This is a genomic window from Candidatus Benthicola sp., assembly GCF_058719085.1.
Genome location: NZ_JBZQEK010000003.1, coordinates 25,459 through 40,511, shown reverse-complemented (window position 1 = coordinate 40,511; position 15,053 = coordinate 25,459). Strand labels below are relative to the sequence as shown.

The following is a 15,053-nucleotide window of genomic DNA, read 5'->3' as shown; positions in this document are numbered from 1 at the left end:
GTTCCCGGCATACCGCCCTGTACCTGGGCATCGGGGCGCAGATGGGACGCGGTCTCGGAATCCTGGGGGAAGACGGTCCCGCGGTGTGGACGGGCACGGACTACCTGGCGCGGGTGAACTGCGGCGAAGCGGTGGAGCTGGGAAACGAGGTCGTCGTGGTCGGAGGCGGAAACACGGCCATCGACGCCGCCCGGACGGCCCGCCGGACCGGGGCCCGCGTCACCCTCCTGTACCGCCGTTCCCGGGCCGAAATGCCCGCCATCGAGGAAGAGGTGGAGGACGCCCTGGAGGAGGGGATCGAGCTCGTGCTGTTGTCCTCTCCGGTGCGTCTCGAGCGGTCGGAAGACGGAACGCTGGAGCGGATGATCGCCTGCCGCATGGAGCTCGGCGAGCCCGACGAGTCCGGGCGCCGGCGTCCGATCCCGATCCCCGGCTCCGAGTACGCCATTCCGGCCGACTCGGTCATCGCGGCCGTGTCGCAGGCGCCGGTGCTCGAGGGCTTCGAGGCTCTCGATCACGACGGCAGCTGGCTCGTGGCCGGAGGCCAGGGCCCGAACGGGGATGGAATCCTCGTCGGAGGCGATGCCCTCGGGCTCGGGATCGCGGGCAACGCGATCGTCCAGGGCCGCAGGGCCGCAGAGGAGCTTCATGCCCGGCTGAGCGGTCGAGAGGTGGGCGAGGTCCGGGCCGACCACCGGATGGACGGCCGACCGGTGATCGATGCGAGTCAGGTCATGCTCGATTACAAGCCCGAGACCTCAGCCACCCGGGCTCCAAAGCTGGACGGGATTGAACGGATCGCCCACGGCGCCGCGGAAGTCGCGGGGACGATCTCGGAGGAGGAGTTCCTCGCGGAGGCGAGCCGGTGTTTCTCCTGCGGGTCGTGCTTCGGGTGCGAGCAGTGCTCGATGTTCTGCACCCCGGGCTGCTTCACGAAGCTGGAAGAGGTGGGTCCGGGGATGTACTTCACCCTCGCGCTCGACCACTGCGAGGAGTGCGGAAAGTGCGTCGAAGTGTGCCCGTGCGGCTTCCTGGAGGTGACCCGGCCCTCCGACACGCGGCCGACCGCCTGACGCAGCGTTCCGCTACAGCAGGACCAACCAGCCGATCCACACCAGCACGACCGCGTGCGCGAGCTGGTCCAGACCGAGCGCCGTCCAGAAGCGCCTGCGGCTCGGGTCGCCGAGTGCCGGTCGGCGCGAGCTCATGACCCCCTTCCACCAGTCGAGCAGGAAGTGCGTCCAGAACTCGATCGCCAGCGCGGCCAGGACGAGGATCGGCGCCGCGCGGGCGACCAGTGCGACGGCGAGGCTCACCAGAGCGGCATGCACGAGGGCATGCAGGGCGATCGGTCCGAGAGGCGTGCCTGCCCGCTTTGCTTCCTGCATCCTCTCCGTGGCCAGTGGCGTGAAGTCGCCGAGGAAGTGGCTCAGGAAGAGAACGGAAAGCAGCACCGCGGCCTGCGAGCTCATGGCTCCTCCGGCAAGGGACCGAAAAGGACCGAGTACATTACGGTGTAGAGCTCGGTGTTGTCCATCGTCCCATGGACCCGCTCGGCTCCGAGACCGGCAGCACGCATGAGGATCCCGCCGCTCACGTCGTGATACTGGGCCCACGTGATGACGAACGGCAGGCGTACGCCCTGCGCATCCGGCTGGGCGAGAAACAGGTGACCTCCCGTTCCCTCCACCCCATCGAAGGGCGCGCCGTTGGCGGCTCTGTGGGCGGCGGTGTCCGCGGGCTGAGGCTCGCCGAACACCTGCATGCCTCCCGCGTCGCTGTCCGACGCCATGATCATCAGGGTATTCGGGTGCTCGTCGATGAACCGCTGGATCACTCCGATCGCCTCGTCCGCCCGCTGGCCGGCGATGATCTCACCCATGGCGTTGTTGGCGTTCGCCATGTTGTCCGTGCCTTCCTCCTCGGCCACGAGGAAGAATCGCCGGCCGCTGCGCGAGAGCACGTCCAGGGCTGCCCCCGTCATCTCGGCGATGGTGGGCGCTTCGGCGGGCCAGGCCTGGAGTCCCTTCTCCCGCAGGGACTCTTCGGGCTGATCGTTGAAGGTATGGTAGTAGGCGAACAGGCCCAGCAGCTTCGTGACCGTATCCGGCAGCGACAGCAGTTCCTCTCGGGTTCGGACGACCGTGTATCCGCGGTCTTCGGCCTCCTCGATGAGATTCCGTCCGTCCTCGCGGGAGCCCGGACCGTAGAGGCCGTCCGTACCCTCGGGAAGGAAGAACTGTTCACCGCCGCCGAGGATCACCTCGGCGTCCGACTCGAAGATCTGCCGGGCGATCTCCTGGTGCGCGTACCGCTCGGGGTAGCTGGCGGCGAAGACCCCGGAGCCCGGCTCCGTGATCGTGCCGCTGTTGACCATGCCGACCGGCAGCCCGGCGGCCTGCGCCTCCTCGAGGATGCTTCCGCGGAAGCCCGAGGCGGACGTAAGGGGCTCCCGGCCGTCCATCCCGTAGCTGTCCGCCAGTACCTTGACGCCGTAGGCGTGCACGGTCGCCCCGCCGTGAGAGGTCGACGTCAGTCGGTCCTTCATGTGGCCCGTGTACACGGCCATGTACGGAAGCCGGTCCCAGTTGAGCCGACCGTCCGGCCCGACGGTCATCATGCGGACCGCCCCCCACGTGTTGACGCCCATTCCATCCGGGTGGAAGAAGACCACGCTGCCGAGCTCACCTTCACCTTCGCCTCCGGGGACGGACGCGGCGGGTCGGGAGCGTGCGGCCCAAAGCGCGAACCCGGCCAGGAGGGCAACCAGTACCATGACAAAGCGAAGCGGTCTGGACATCGGGGGCTCCGTTCCCGTTTACGGTTGTCCCGCTCGCGAGCTATCGGGCGGCCAGGCCAGGTCCACCCACACGAGTCGGTGGTCCGAAGCGGTTTCAACTCGTCGCGCCCCCTCCGGATCATCCGCCGGATCCGGGTCGAAGACGCCGCTCGAGGTCACCTTCAGGCCGGCGCTGGGAAGAACGTAATCGACCCGGGTCCCTTCGTTCCACACCGCCGTCCTCGCGCCCTTCGGACCCGGGTCCTGCAGTCGTGGATCCATCAACAACTGATCGATCGCCGATAGTCCGTCGTAGACGACCTCCGGATCGGCGGGCCTCGCGTTGAGGTCGCCCGCGATCACGACGGGACTCGTCGAGGCATACCCACCTTCGCGGCCCTGATCATCCACCAGCCGCTCTTCACCATCCATGTACAGCACCCAGAATCGGATCTCGTCGAAGTTGCGGCGGCCATTGCGGTCTTCAGGTCCATCGAAGACCGGGGGCGTGGGGTGGCTGACCCACAGATGCAGGGTGTCGGTACCGATGGGCACCGGCACGTCCCAGTGGGACTTGCTGGAGAGACGGAACACGGCTCGGGCTTCCGCCGAGAAATGCCCTTGCGGCATGTGGTTGCCCGGAAGTTCGGCCCACTTGAAGCGCTGAAAGGTCCGGACACCGGCCGAGTCGATCGGAAGGCGGGAGAGCACGGCCATGGCGTATTGGCCCGGATAGGTACCGAAGCCGTACGAATCGTCGCCGTGCTCCCTCGTTCCGCGATCCGCGTCCGTCGCTACCGTACCGTTTCCGTCCAGATCCAGCCCGGACAGGAGCCCCGTGTTGCTCGGCGCCGCGTAGGCGTAGGAGTAATCGATCGAGTCCGGTCCCACGGCCAGATACGAGGCGGCGAACCGTCGGGCGTTCAGAGAAAGATCGTCCGGGTGACTCCAGTCGAGGTCGATCTCGTTCAATACGAGGATGTCGGGACGGACGGCCTGGACGATGCGGGCGGCCGCGGACGCCTGCGGATCGAGACCCCTTCCCGCTTCGTCCACGGAGGTCAGGGCCCCGGTGTCCAGCTCCTGGATGTTGAACGTGGCCACACGAATCGTGGGCGGAATTGTCGAATCGACGTCCGGAGAGCGGCACCCACCCAGGGAGGCGGACAGGAGGAAGACAAACCCCTGGGCGAGGGAATGAAGCCTGAGGTTCGGGGGCCTGCGCAGCACGTCACGCACGCACGGCAGTCTTCTTCTTCCCTCCATAGGTCCCGAAGATGATGTCCCACAGGGGCGAGCTGACTCCGTAATCCTCATCCGGGTCGAGGAAGTGGTGCCGCATGTGCGTCCGCTTCAGGAGCTTCCCGAACGGAGTCGGCACGGACTTGTGATGCACCACGTAGTGTGTCGTGTCGTAGATGAGGTATCCCACCAGCAGGCCGGCGAACGCTGGCATCGCCCGGTCTCCGAACGCCAGTGAGAAGATGAGCCAGGCCACGATCCCCATCGGAATGCTGGCGATGGGCGGCATCACGAGTCGCAGCGAGTCGCTCGGATACTCGTGGTGGACGCCGTGGAAGATGAAGTAAATGACGTGACGAAGCGTCGGCAGTGCCGGAATCACCGGCTCATTGAGCTCGAGACCGGCGGAAATCTCGTGGGTCTCCCGCATGATCTCGTCCGGAGCGTGAAACGCGAAGCGGTGCAGCAGGTACTCGAGGAACGTCCAGATGAGGAGACCGACCGCGAAGTACAGCGCGCTGGCGCCGACGCCGAGCGGACTGAACCACAAAAGGGCGACCACGATCGGCACGTAGATCAGGTGCGGTACCCAGGGTCGCACGAAGGTGGTCTTCTCGAGCAGGTCGCTCCGGAACATTCGGACGGATTCGTCACGATTCGATACGAAGAATTCGCCCATCAGGATCCTCGGGAATCGAGTGGCTGGGGCTCCCTCCAAGTCGCGGAAAACTAGTCCACGCAGAGGTTCGCTGAAAGGGTCCGAAGGTACCCGGGACTCAGGGCGCTCACCGCACGACGCACCCCCTGTTTATAGGCCGGTTTGCGGGTTCCGCTCCTCTCAGCGGGCCGTGGCATTCTGCGGCGATCAGACCGGGCTGCGATAGCGCAATCTGCCTTGGGCGATCCGAATGAGTCGGCCGGAGATCGGGGTCGGCGGTCGACTTCAGGCAGGGCAGGTGCCGTAAGTAACACCTGGACAGCACGATAACTGTTTCCGGACGAGCCCTTGCCATTCCAGAAAGTGCGCTATCGCCGCCGGGGCATTGGAGTTGCAGCTGTTCCTGTGGAATCGGGGCGCTTGCGTCCCGTCTCTGGCACTCGAGCCGTCGACTGGAAGGAGACTCTCCATGAATCGATTCGCGAGTATTCTGGTAGCTGCCGCTGCTTGCTTGTTCTTCTTTTCGGCCCAACTCGCAGGGCAGGAGGCGCCTCGCGAGAACAATCGGGTCGGTCTGTGGGGTGGCTTCGGCCTGGGGGCCGGTCTGCTCGGCTGTCTGGAGAGCGGCTGCAGCCACGACGAGTGGGGCTTCTCCGGTAACGGCCGACTGGGCGGGACGCTGTCGCCTTCCCTGCGCCTGGCTGGCGGGACTAACGGCTTCTACAAGCAGCTCGACACCGGGGACGTCGGAGACGCCGACTTCACTCTGGGCGTCGTCAGCGCCCAGGCGCTGTGGTATCCCGGCGCGGGAGACTTCTTCGTTCTCGGCGGGGTGGGATTCGCGTGGGCGGAGGTCTCAGCTTCGTATCAGAACCTGACCGTGTCCGACAGCGAGACGGGGGCGGGCTTCGTCCTCGGCTTCGGCTACGACCTGGTGCTGAACCGGTCCGGGAGCCTGGCCCTCACTCCGTTCGCCAACTGGGTGATCACGACGATCGATCCAACGTACGACTTCCTGCAGTTCGGCCTCGGGCTCACCTTCAACTGAGTCCAGCCTTTCAGAGCCGTAGACAAGCAAAGCCGCAGCGCTCCGAGCGCTGCGGCTTTGTTCATATCAGAGCGGGCGACCGGGGTCGAACCGGCGACCTTCAGCTTGGAAGGCTGACGCTCTGCCAACTGAGCTACGCCCGCATTGAATCAGGGGGCGGCAATCTCGCTACCGCCCCGCCTCATGGCAAGGACGGCAGCCAGGCAACCGAGGGACGCTTGCATCTCCGCCTTGCAGAGCAGACGACGACCGCTCAGGCAGGACCCCGGAATTGTCCTCAGTTGCGCCCCGTTACGGTCCGTGCGGTCGCGGTAGAATCCTGTATATTGGAATGGCCCCCGACGTTGGTCTGTGCGCACACCCCCCGAAGCGACGAACCAGCAATGCCCAGCATGGGAGGGAGTCGTGCGTTCCGGACGGAAGTCGTGGATCGGTCTCATGGCCATAGCCGCTTGGACGCTCGCCGGAGGGTGCGGCGGGGATGAGGTCACCAGCCCGACGGGCGGCGAACCGCCAGAGCCGCCTGAGCCGCCTGCCGTATCCGCTCCTGCCTCGCCGACCGACGTCGGTGTGACGGTGCAGAACAACACAGCGTGGATCCGATGGACACCCGGTGACCGGGCCTCGACCCAGGATGTCGTGCTGTCGAACCTGGATGGGCTCGAGGCCGATCGGATCGAAGAGCTGAACGGCCTGTGGTTTCAGCTGGTGTTCACGGACCTCAAGTGGGGCGCATCGTACCAGGTCGTGGTCGCGGCAGTGAACGAGGCCGGACGTGCGGAAAGTGCCCCGGCGAGTTTCGAGATCCAGATTCCCGAGCCCCCCGTCCTGACATGGTTCTCGGCCATGCGTGACCCCACTTGCCTGACCGTCGAATGGACCGACACGGGACCGGCCAAGGGCCACCGCGTTGTCGTGACCGGAGCCACGGAGGACGCATCGTTCGAACACCCCGTCGATCCCTTTGTGGATGTCGCGTTCTGTGCGAGAGGCTTCCCGATCTTCGACGGTATGACCTACACCGCCCGGGTGGTGGCCGAGTACGAAGGCCTGGAGCTCGAGAGCGGCACGCGCGAGTTCACGGTCGACTTCGATCCCGAGTATTCGCTGACCGGAGTCTGGCACGGTGGATTCTGTTTCGAGAACTGCGTGGAGTGGATGCTCGACCTCGTCGAGGTGGACGGTAGTATCGCCGGTTCCTGGATGTTTCTGGATGCTTCCGGTCTGGAGTCATCCGGCCGTGTCACCGGCACAAGTATCGGCGAGGACTTCGAGCTGGCTCTCGACGAGTGGGAATTCGACTACTCATGGTTCGGCAGCTTTGACGGACCGGACAGAATCTGGGCATGGATAGTCGACGGAATCGGGTTGCAGCTCCAACGCGACTGAGCGAAGCGGTCCGTCACGCTCATGCAGACGCTGACAAGGGAGTACTTCATCTGGCCTCTCCCGGGTCGCAGTCGAGAACTGGGGCGTCCTATCCGCGCGGCCGCAGGAACGCGACGAATTCCGGCTCGGAACGGAGTGGCCGTAGCGCCGGCATGGCGTGAAGCTCGACTACGGCCGTCAGTCCGTCCGCCCGTGCCCGACGCAGCGCGTCGACGGCCATAGCGGGCCGCCCGAGCGTCGACTGAATCTCGGCCTCGAGCAGCAGGTGGCGGCCGCTGAGGTAGGGATTCTCCAGCGCACGAAGCTGCTCGATGACAGCATCCGCGCTCGCTTCATCCCCCGTCACCGCGGACAGTAGCCCCGCCATGCCCAGCGGCTCCAGGTCCTCGAAGGGCGTCAACGCGGCCAGGCGGGTGCCAGCACCCTCCAGGTCGCCCGATTCGATCAGAAGGCGAATCTCGAGGGAACGTTCCACCGGCCCTCCTTCGCGGGAAGCGAGCCAGGCAAGACCCAGACGCCTCGCCTCGGATCCAGCCTCGGGGTGACCGTGTGCTTCGAGTTCCTGTGCAGCGGTCCAGGCCACGTCGGCGGGAGTGACGAGTCGTGGCAGGAGGCTCATCGCCTCATCGACGATCTCCAGGACCGCCTTCGCCTCCCCGAGTGCGGCCCGCGCCCGAACCTCCGCCCGCATGGGCTCCAGCGCTTCGGGAAAACGCGTCCGGCCACCCAGCACGACTTCGAGCTCCGTGTGATGCTCGCCGAGAAGGTGGTACGCACCGCCCTGCACCTCGAAGACTTCGACCCAGTTTCTCCACCACCCCTGACCGTGGTCGCTGCGCTCGAGCAGGGGCAGTGCCTCCCGCGGCCTCAGCAGCCTGTACGCCTCGCGACCCGCGAGGAAGAGGAGAACGGGGTGGGAAGTCAGCCTGATGATCTCCTGCGTCGCTCGATAGGCCCCTGAGCGGTCTCCTCGCAGGTCCGCGAGGAAGTAGGCGCCGAAGTGTCTCTCGTACTCCGATGCCGTATCCGCTCCGGTGCGCAGGGACTCAGTCGCCAGCACCTCGGCTCCAGCCGGATCCCCGCAGTAGGCCCGCGCGATGGCCGCGAAGATACCGGCCTTGGTGAAGTCCGCATCGATCTCGTTGGCCCGGCGGAGTCTCCGCTCCGCCTCATCGAACCGGTAGGCGCCGAAGGCCTCGGATCCCTGAAGGAACTCCAGCCATGCCTTCCAGGACGGGGTCCGTACCGGCGACCCTCCGACGAACGCGATCGGAACGCGTGGATCGAGGTGCGCCGCGACCGAGGCCATCACCCTCGCGACGACCCGATCGAGGGTCTCCTCGGAGGGATCGTCCGGGAGAGCCACGGGATCGTGCACCGCCAGCAGCCTTCCCCCTTCGCCGGCTTCCGTCAATCGCGTCCGTGCCTCCAGCCCAGCCGCAGTGCTCTCCAGGTGAGCCGAGACGATCGCGGTCGCCCAGGGCACCGTGGCGCCAACGACCACTTCGACGTAGTCGAGCTCCGAGATTCCGCCAGAGAGTCTGTCCGTGAGTCGCTTCCCCAGAATCTCGTGGCAGGGATCGCCCGTCCTGTTTTCGGTCGGACGGATCACGATCACGATCGGAACGACGGGCTGATCCGAATCCTGCAGCCACCCGTTGCCGTCCGTCGCGGCCATGCCACCACCATCGTCACCGCGGGTGACAGAATCGCCATTCGGGCGAACGGCCTGGCGCCCCCGGATGCGCTCGACCAGCGCTCGGGTCTCGGGTGCGGGCTCCACGTCGAACGTCTCGCGCAAGCGGGCCGCGAAAGAGTCGTACACCGAGAGCGCCCCCGCTCGATCGCCCGTGCGGTCCAGCAGTGACATCAGACGTCGCCAGGCCATCTCGTCGTGCCACGCGAGTTCCGTCCAGCGCCGTGCCCAGCGAATCGCGGCACTCAGGTCTCCGTTCTTCTCAGCCCGAGCACTGATTCGGTCGGCGACCAGGGATGCGCGCTGCGTAAGCCGAGACCGGGCTCCGTCCAGCCAGTGATCGAATTCGCCGCCATCGACGTGAAGCCCCGGAAGCAGCTCTCCCTGCACCAGATCCATGGCCTGCGTCAGGCGTCCGGACTCGACCGCCACCTCGAAAGCACGAGCGTCGCACCAGATTCGCTCGCCATCCACGCCGACCACCTCGCTCCCATCACCCTGAAATGCCTCGTGTCCGAGGATCTGCCTCAACTCGTACAGCTCGTGTCGCAGCATCGCTCTTCCGTGCTGCGAGTCGAGATCCGGCCACAGGAGGGCGACGAGAGTCTCGCGCCTGTGGGAGCGAACCGGGTTCGGAACCGCCAGGTACGCGAGAAGCGCGACCCGTTTCGAATGCCGAAGCGGTGCGTGGAGGAGTCTGTCTCCCTCTCGCAAGTCGATCGTGCCGAGCGTTCGAAACTCAAACATGTGCCCGTCTCGCCAAGGGTCTGGATGGGCGCACGGCGATGCAGGAAGGAGTGCAGGAGGGGTCACGCCAGTCCCGGCCAGTGTTCAAAGATACCGGAATCTCCCCGAATCGCCACTTGTTCAGGGTCCTCGTGGCTGGCGGCGCTCACGCCCAGCCCACGCTGCGCCCACGCCTGCAGAGCACTGTTCAAGAGGATCAGAGCAACGTTTTCAGCCTGCATCGCCAGGAGACTCCGATTCCGCCCTTACGGGCAGACGGGCCCGCATGGCACCAGGCCGTCGGAGGTCGACATGAAAAAGCTCATTCCTTTCATCGCCCTGCTCGCAGCGGTGAGCGCATGCGAGAACTCGACCGCGCCGGAGAATCCGATCTCCACGAGGGAAGACGAGAGCGCCGTCCCGGGCATGGCGGAGCTCAGCTCGACGGCCCTGCCCATTCATGGAATCGCGCAACGCTCGAGTGGCGACCAGCAGGTCATCGGCTGGTGCAACGAGGCGGCCGGCGTGGTCCTCATGGCTGCGCCCGGCACCGGGACTTCGACGCACGGAGGCCGTTTCGAAATCCAGCAGACCAACTGCGTGGATATGGCCTCAGGCGCCATCACCGGAGGAGCGGCCACGCTCACGACCGCGAACGGCGATGAGATCCACATGGTGTACAGCGGCCGGGTTCTCCCGGGAATCGTCCCCCAGACGCTGCATCTCGACTACGTGCTCGTCGGAGGCACGGGGCGCTTCGAACACGCGGAGGGAGAATTGAGTGCCGCGGTCTATTACACCTCGGCCACGACCTGGGTCAGCGATGGGGCTGGCTGGATCCGGTACACCGCGTCGGATGTTTCGTCGAAGTGAAGAGCCCTGGGGGATCGGCCGCCCAGCGTCCGCGTGTGCCGAGATCGTGGCCGTCCGGACGCGTCTCCCCCGGTGGTTTCGAGAAAGGAGGCGGTCCCATGAAAAGGTTATATAGGGCAATTCTTTACGGAGCCGTCATCTGGTTGTGCTCAACCTGCGACTCCGCGCCGGTCGCCGAACCCGAATACGAGCCCCCCGTGGCGAACGCGGGATCCAATCAGACGCTATGGGACAGGGATGGAAACGGGTCCGAGCCCGTGGTTCTCGACGCATCCGCCAGCATCCGCGGGAGCCGCCAGATCGTCCGCTGGGAATGGACGGAAGACGGATCTCCCGTGTTCGGATGGTCGGAAACCGACCGCCGCACCGTCTATACGAACGTCGCCGTCGGACGGCACTGGTTCGTCCTCACCGTGACCGACGATACGGAACGCTCGGATCGCGACACGACCGTGATCGAGATCCGAGCTTCGGACCCGGTCGTGAGGATCCTCCTTCCCGGCAATGGAACCACCCACGCGACCGGGCGCGATTTGCACTTCCATGGCCGCGCCGTCGACCAGTACGATTCGCTGCTGACGGGCTCCCAGCTCGTCTGGGTGTCCGACCTCGACGGCGAAATCGGGACCGGCGACGAGTTCGTGCGCACCGATCTTTCGAGCGGTGAGCACGTCATCACGCTCCAGGGGACGGACCGATCGGGCTTCGTGGGGTCCTCCAGCGTCGGGATCACGCTCATCGACCCTCCGAAGGCCACCATCCTCGGGCCTGAGGACGGACGCACGTTCTTCTGGGCGGAGGACATGAACCTCGCCGGCACGTGCGAGCGGCCCGGCGATGAGCCCTCAGGCGACGTCGAGGCGCTATGGTACGTTTCCGGTGAGGGGTTGGTCGGTTCAGGTCTGCAGATTCGGCCCGAACTGAGCCCGCCCGGTCCCGAGTTCATTTCGCCCGGTTCGCACGTGGTAACCCTAGTCTGCGCCGATGAACGGGGCGTGAACGGTGAGGCATCGGTAACCATCGATATCGCCGTCTCGTTCGCCGCGAACATTCAACCCATGCTCGCACTGCTCGGCTGCCTGCGCTGCCATTCCGGGGCGAACCCGGCCGGCGGTATCGGCCTGGACAGCTACGAGGCGATCACGGGCGGGGAGAGCGCCAGCGGGCCCCTGATCCTTCCCGGAGACGCAACGCAGGGCACCCTGATCGACCAGCTGGAATGGGGACACGAGCAGATCGACCCGGCTGACTTTCTCTATCGCTGGTGGGGATGGGATCCGAGCGACATTTACGTCAACTTCGACGGCTGGTGGGCGAAGAACATTCTCGCCTGGTGGATCGACGCTGGAGCGCTGGAAGACACGCCGGCGGATCCGGGGACGAATACCTCGCCGAGGGCTGGCATCGAGATGCCCTGCAACGGACTGAGACTGTACGAGGGCCGGGGCAGCTATTTTGGGGGCTCGGCGTGGGATAAGGAAGATGGCCAGTTATCATACGAGAGTTTCAAATGGGATCTGGATGGAAGGGAAATCCCCGGCTGCGGTGAGTGGGATGGCTGGGCCGAGGCAGGATGTGGGTATGGAGGTTGGATCGAGAGCATCGAGCTCGGGCCCCATGTCCTCACGCTTACGGTGACCGACTCCGAGGGGGCTACGGGCTCGGCGAGCATCACCATGACGGGCGTCGAGTTTCAGAACGCCTCGTTCACGGACGACATCCTATCGTTCATGGGCATGTACTGCACGAACTGCCACGGCGCGGAATGGGCGGCGGCCGGGATCCGGCTCGACAGCTACGAGGCGATCACGACGGGTGGAAGTTCGAACGGTCCCTTGATCGTGGAGGGGGATCCGACCGGGGGCATTCTGATTCCGCAGGTCCTGTCCGACCACTACTACGTCGAGGGCTTCGGCACATATCCAAGCAGGTGGCTCGGCGAGACCATTCTTCCGGTGTGGATCCTCGAGGGGGCCAGGAACACGGACCACCCGCACCCAGGGCATCCGGAACCCAGGTGCGGAGCAGGGGGGTGAAGCGGGCGTCTAACGAGAAGGGCCCCGTTGCCGGGCCTTCGAGGCAGGCGCTGGGTTTCGCCGTCGAGCCGCCTGCGGCGAGACATTCCGCGAGTGAAACGAGCGGACGTACCCACGACCGCCGAGATGCAAGAAGGCCCCGTCTCCGGGGCCTTCAAGCGGGCGATGGGTCTCGAACCCACGACCTTCAGCTTGGGAAGCTGACGCTCTACCAACTGAGCTACGCCCGCAATGCATCTACCCTGTCGCAGCGCGAACCTCCGGGCTGCGCATCGCGCACCTGCATTCGAGGGCGGTCTCTCCAGAGCGAGCCTCCGCAGCGAAGCGAGGACTCGCTCGCGGCGGAGAGATCCGTCTCGAATGGGGCGGGAGGGACTCGAACCCCCGACTTCTGCGATGTGAACGCAGCGCTCTAGCCAGCTGAGCTACCGCCCCGTGTGTTCCTGACCTCCTGCAAGCGGGTGACCGGGTGGCTTCGCACGCTGCGCGTGCTCAGTCCCGGTCTACCTGCATTCTCTGCCCTCTTGCAGAGCGGGTGACCGGGTTCGAACCGGCGACCTCAACCTTGGCAAGGTTGCGCTCTACCAGCTGAGCTACACCCGCGAGGTCAAAAACGGAGCCACCCGGGGGCGGCTCCGTGCGCGGCAGATTCTACCTGAATTCGGGTCTTTCGTCAACCGAAATCGGGCTGATTCCGAACGGCTCAGCTGCCCCACTTCCAAGGCTGGACCATCTTCTTGAGGATCGGACCGTTGTCCTCGAGAAACTCGCGGAAGGTCTTCTCGGTGTTGGCCCGGGTCGCAATGTAACAGGCCTCGCAGGTGTTCTGCTTGGTGAACTTCTCGAGCATGTCCTCCTGCTTGTCGAAGTACGCCATCACCATCGCGCAGGGCGTGAGCCGACCGTCGGGATTGATGACCAGGAACCGACGACCCGCCTGGCACCCGGGGAATCCACCTTCCGTCATGAACCGGTGGAACTTCCACAGCACGCGCGGCGAGGTGTAGACCGGGTACCCCTGGTTCCGGAGGTCGATCACTTCCTCGATCTTCTCCGCCAGGAGATCGTGGCCGCCGTTTCCATCCACCAGTCCCGTACGGTCCTGCACGCGAAGGTGGCTGTACACCGAGAAGTTGATCGGAAGGCCCCACTCCTTGGCGCGCTTCACGAGCCCCGGCAGGTCCTGGTAGTTCCAGGCCGTGATGCAGACGTTCAGCAGGATGTCGTCCTTCTCCGAGTTCCGGGCCAGCTCCGGGAGGGTGCGCGACATCTTGTCGAACAGGCCGGGGATCCGGCGGAACTCGTCGTGCCGCTCGTCCGGAAAGTCGAGCGAGATCGACAGCTGGTCCATTCCGGCCGCCTGCAGCTTCCGGAATCTCTCCTCGTTCAGGTTCGACGCGTTGCTCACGACGATCATGAACGGAAGTTTCCCCGGATTGGCCAGCTTCTCCACGATCTCGTACACGTCACCCCGGGCCAGCGGCTCACCACCGGAGACGTGAGACACCACGGGACGCAGATCCTTCTGAATCGCCGCGTACTCGTCGGCCGAGAGACGTGTCTCCTTGATCGGGCCTCCCCAGTTGCAGTGCCAGCAGTTGGCCGTGCAGCTGTGGGTCACCTCGAACGAGATCGACAGAGGCTTGTTCTGGAGTTTGTTGGCAAAACCACGCGCCAGCATCCTGGCGGCCATGGCTCCGGATATGTTCATGCACGTCCCCCTGGAGTCACTGCCCGTATGATGAAAGGTGTCAATCTGGCCCTGGACCGGGCGTCGAACAAGCGAGAGTGCCCGGCGCGGGGCGCTCACACGGTGGCCTGAAACCCGGCGTCACCTCAATCGTTCCCCGCGGTTTGCCGCCATGCGGCCCTCTACATTCCGTCTTCATCGGAAGGCTCGGCCGACGACGCCCGCGCCCGGCGCGTCGTCCGAATGTAGTCCACCGCTTTCGGCACGGCCTTCACGGCATAGATGAGAATCACGAGGCCGAAGAACGCGAACAGCACCCAGGTCGGAATCTTGAACAGGCTGCCGAGCCAGGCGAGTAGCACGTACCGCGGAAAGCGGCCCGCCAGCAGCGCGCTCAGGTACTTCCACATCGGGTAGTGCACGGAGAATGCTAGGAACTTGAAGGGAAAGAACGGAATCGGCGTGAAGCCCGTCACCACGATCACGAAGAAGGGATACTTCATGAACAGCCGGGCGATCTTCTGGTACCACGCCTTGTCCTTGTAGGCGGACAGCGACTGGAGGTTCATGACGGGCACGAACACCGAGTGGTCCAGCCAGCCTGCGATCAGCGTCCCGATGCTGGCCGCGATCGCCGTGTACCAGATGTTCCCGTTCGAGCCGAAGTAGATGACCACCGGCTCGTGGGGAAACACCGAGACCGCACTGTTGGCGGGAATCGCGTAGAACAGCAGATACAGATAGCTGTTGGACGAGAACTCCTGCAGGATGAGAACCAGGGTCACGATGGCGGTGACCACCATGATCGAGCCGAGGATCCAGACCTTCGGGCCGAGCTTCTGGTAGGTGTGCGGACGCCTCACGCCATCCGCGAACGTGTAAGACTGCGGTCCTGCCCCGTTCTTCAAGCGCATGC

The 15,053-nt window shown here is 65.3% G+C and carries 12 protein-coding genes and 4 tRNA genes; 5 read left to right on the top strand and 11 right to left on the bottom strand.

Features of this window, described 5'->3' with window-relative positions; translation table 11 throughout:
- Positions 1–1,073, top strand: a 1,073-nt coding sequence (locus AC36XV_RS00295; RefSeq protein ID WP_492201679.1) for an FAD-dependent oxidoreductase, incomplete at its 5' end; no start/stop codon positions are given.
- Between the two features lie 12 nt (positions 1,074–1,085).
- On the opposite strand, the gene AC36XV_RS00290 is transcribed toward AC36XV_RS00295, so the two are convergent.
- Genes AC36XV_RS00290 through AC36XV_RS00275 form a run of 4 tightly spaced genes read right to left on the bottom strand, consistent with a single transcriptional unit; the run spans position 1,086 to position 4,700 of the window.
- Positions 1,086–1,472 (bottom strand): DUF3307 domain-containing protein, encoded by a 387-nt coding sequence (locus tag AC36XV_RS00290; protein WP_492201678.1) that lies wholly within the window; start codon positions 1,470–1,472, stop codon positions 1,086–1,088.
- A complete protein-coding gene (locus AC36XV_RS00285; protein WP_492201677.1) occupies positions 1,469–2,800 on the bottom strand; it encodes an alkaline phosphatase in 1,332 nt (443 codons plus the stop codon). Before AC36XV_RS00285 ends, AC36XV_RS00290 begins: the two co-directional genes overlap by 4 nt.
- Before the next feature lie 18 nt (positions 2,801–2,818).
- Entirely contained in the window at positions 2,819–4,018 is a 1,200-nt protein-coding gene (locus tag AC36XV_RS00280) for an endonuclease/exonuclease/phosphatase family protein (RefSeq protein ID WP_492201676.1), read from the bottom strand.
- Positions 4,011–4,700: a sterol desaturase family protein gene (locus AC36XV_RS00275; protein WP_492201675.1), complete on the bottom strand. Its 690-nt coding sequence runs from the start codon at positions 4,698–4,700 to the stop codon at positions 4,011–4,013. The genes AC36XV_RS00280 and AC36XV_RS00275 overlap by 8 nt, the downstream gene beginning before the upstream one ends.
- A gap of 448 nt (positions 4,701–5,148) precedes the next feature.
- Between AC36XV_RS00275 and AC36XV_RS00270 the strand changes: the two genes are divergently transcribed.
- Complete coding sequence (locus AC36XV_RS00270) at positions 5,149–5,727, top strand: outer membrane beta-barrel protein (RefSeq protein WP_492201674.1); 579 nt, start codon at positions 5,149–5,151, stop codon at positions 5,725–5,727.
- A 70-nt stretch (positions 5,728–5,797) separates the two neighbouring features.
- Here AC36XV_RS00270 and AC36XV_RS00265 read toward each other — a convergent pair.
- Positions 5,798–5,870: transfer RNA gene (locus tag AC36XV_RS00265), tRNA-Gly, on the bottom strand.
- A gap of 295 nt (positions 5,871–6,165) precedes the next feature.
- Here AC36XV_RS00265 and AC36XV_RS00260 point away from each other — a divergent pair.
- Entirely contained in the window at positions 6,166–7,116 is a 951-nt protein-coding gene (locus AC36XV_RS00260; RefSeq protein WP_492201680.1) for a fibronectin type III domain-containing protein, read from the top strand.
- 88 nt (positions 7,117–7,204) lie between these two features.
- Here the strand turns inward: AC36XV_RS00260 and AC36XV_RS00255 are convergent, their stop codons facing one another.
- Positions 7,205–9,559: an AfsR/SARP family transcriptional regulator gene (locus AC36XV_RS00255; RefSeq protein ID WP_492201673.1), complete on the bottom strand. Its 2,355-nt coding sequence runs from the start codon at positions 9,557–9,559 to the stop codon at positions 7,205–7,207.
- A 291-nt stretch (positions 9,560–9,850) separates the two neighbouring features.
- Here AC36XV_RS00255 and AC36XV_RS00250 point away from each other — a divergent pair, with 291 nt between their 5' ends.
- Both AC36XV_RS00250 and AC36XV_RS00245 read left to right on the top strand, forming a co-directional pair.
- Positions 9,851–10,411, top strand: coding sequence for a hypothetical protein (locus tag AC36XV_RS00250; protein WP_492201672.1), 561 nt, complete (start codon positions 9,851–9,853; stop codon positions 10,409–10,411).
- Between the two features lie 197 nt (positions 10,412–10,608).
- Positions 10,609–12,447 (top strand): c-type cytochrome domain-containing protein, encoded by a 1,839-nt coding sequence (locus AC36XV_RS00245; protein ID WP_492201671.1) that lies wholly within the window; start codon positions 10,609–10,611, stop codon positions 12,445–12,447.
- A 157-nt stretch (positions 12,448–12,604) separates the two neighbouring features.
- Here AC36XV_RS00245 and AC36XV_RS00240 read toward each other — a convergent pair.
- The 5 genes from AC36XV_RS00240 to AC36XV_RS00220 all read right to left on the bottom strand — a co-directional run bounded on the left by AC36XV_RS00240 (position 12,605) and on the right by AC36XV_RS00220 (position 15,051).
- Positions 12,605–12,677 (bottom strand) — tRNA-Gly (locus AC36XV_RS00240).
- 131 nt (positions 12,678–12,808) lie between these two features.
- A tRNA-Val gene (locus AC36XV_RS00235) sits at positions 12,809–12,882 on the bottom strand.
- A gap of 95 nt (positions 12,883–12,977) precedes the next feature.
- Positions 12,978–13,050, bottom strand: a tRNA-Gly gene (locus AC36XV_RS00230).
- A 100-nt stretch (positions 13,051–13,150) separates the two neighbouring features.
- Positions 13,151–14,158 (bottom strand): radical SAM protein, encoded by a 1,008-nt coding sequence (locus tag AC36XV_RS00225; protein WP_492201670.1) that lies wholly within the window; start codon positions 14,156–14,158, stop codon positions 13,151–13,153.
- Between the two features lie 161 nt (positions 14,159–14,319).
- The gene (locus AC36XV_RS00220; RefSeq protein WP_492201669.1) at positions 14,320–15,051 is read right to left on the bottom strand and encodes a VTT domain-containing protein; all 732 of its coding nucleotides are present in this window, start codon (positions 15,049–15,051) and stop codon (positions 14,320–14,322) included.
- Between the last annotated feature and the right edge of the window lie 2 nt (positions 15,052–15,053).

Coding starts and splice junctions, on each gene's coding strand:
- AC36XV_RS00290 (WP_492201678.1), bottom strand. CDS start 1,472: ATGAGCTCGCAGGCCGCGGTGCTGCTTTCCGTTCTCTTCCTGAGCCAC.
- AC36XV_RS00285 (WP_492201677.1), bottom strand. CDS start 2,800: ATGTCCAGACCGCTTCGCTTTGTCATGGTACTGGTTGCCCTCCTGGCC.
- AC36XV_RS00275 (WP_492201675.1), bottom strand. CDS start 4,700: ATGGGCGAATTCTTCGTATCGAATCGTGACGAATCCGTCCGAATGTTC.
- AC36XV_RS00270 (WP_492201674.1), top strand. CDS start 5,149: ATGAATCGATTCGCGAGTATTCTGGTAGCTGCCGCTGCTTGCTTGTTC.
- AC36XV_RS00260 (WP_492201680.1), top strand. CDS start 6,166: ATGGCCATAGCCGCTTGGACGCTCGCCGGAGGGTGCGGCGGGGATGAG.
- AC36XV_RS00255 (WP_492201673.1), bottom strand. CDS start 9,559: ATGTTTGAGTTTCGAACGCTCGGCACGATCGACTTGCGAGAGGGAGAC.
- AC36XV_RS00250 (WP_492201672.1), top strand. CDS start 9,851: ATGAAAAAGCTCATTCCTTTCATCGCCCTGCTCGCAGCGGTGAGCGCA.
- AC36XV_RS00225 (WP_492201670.1), bottom strand. CDS start 14,158: ATGAACATATCCGGAGCCATGGCCGCCAGGATGCTGGCGCGTGGTTTT.
- AC36XV_RS00220 (WP_492201669.1), bottom strand. CDS start 15,051: ATGCGCTTGAAGAACGGGGCAGGACCGCAGTCTTACACGTTCGCGGAT.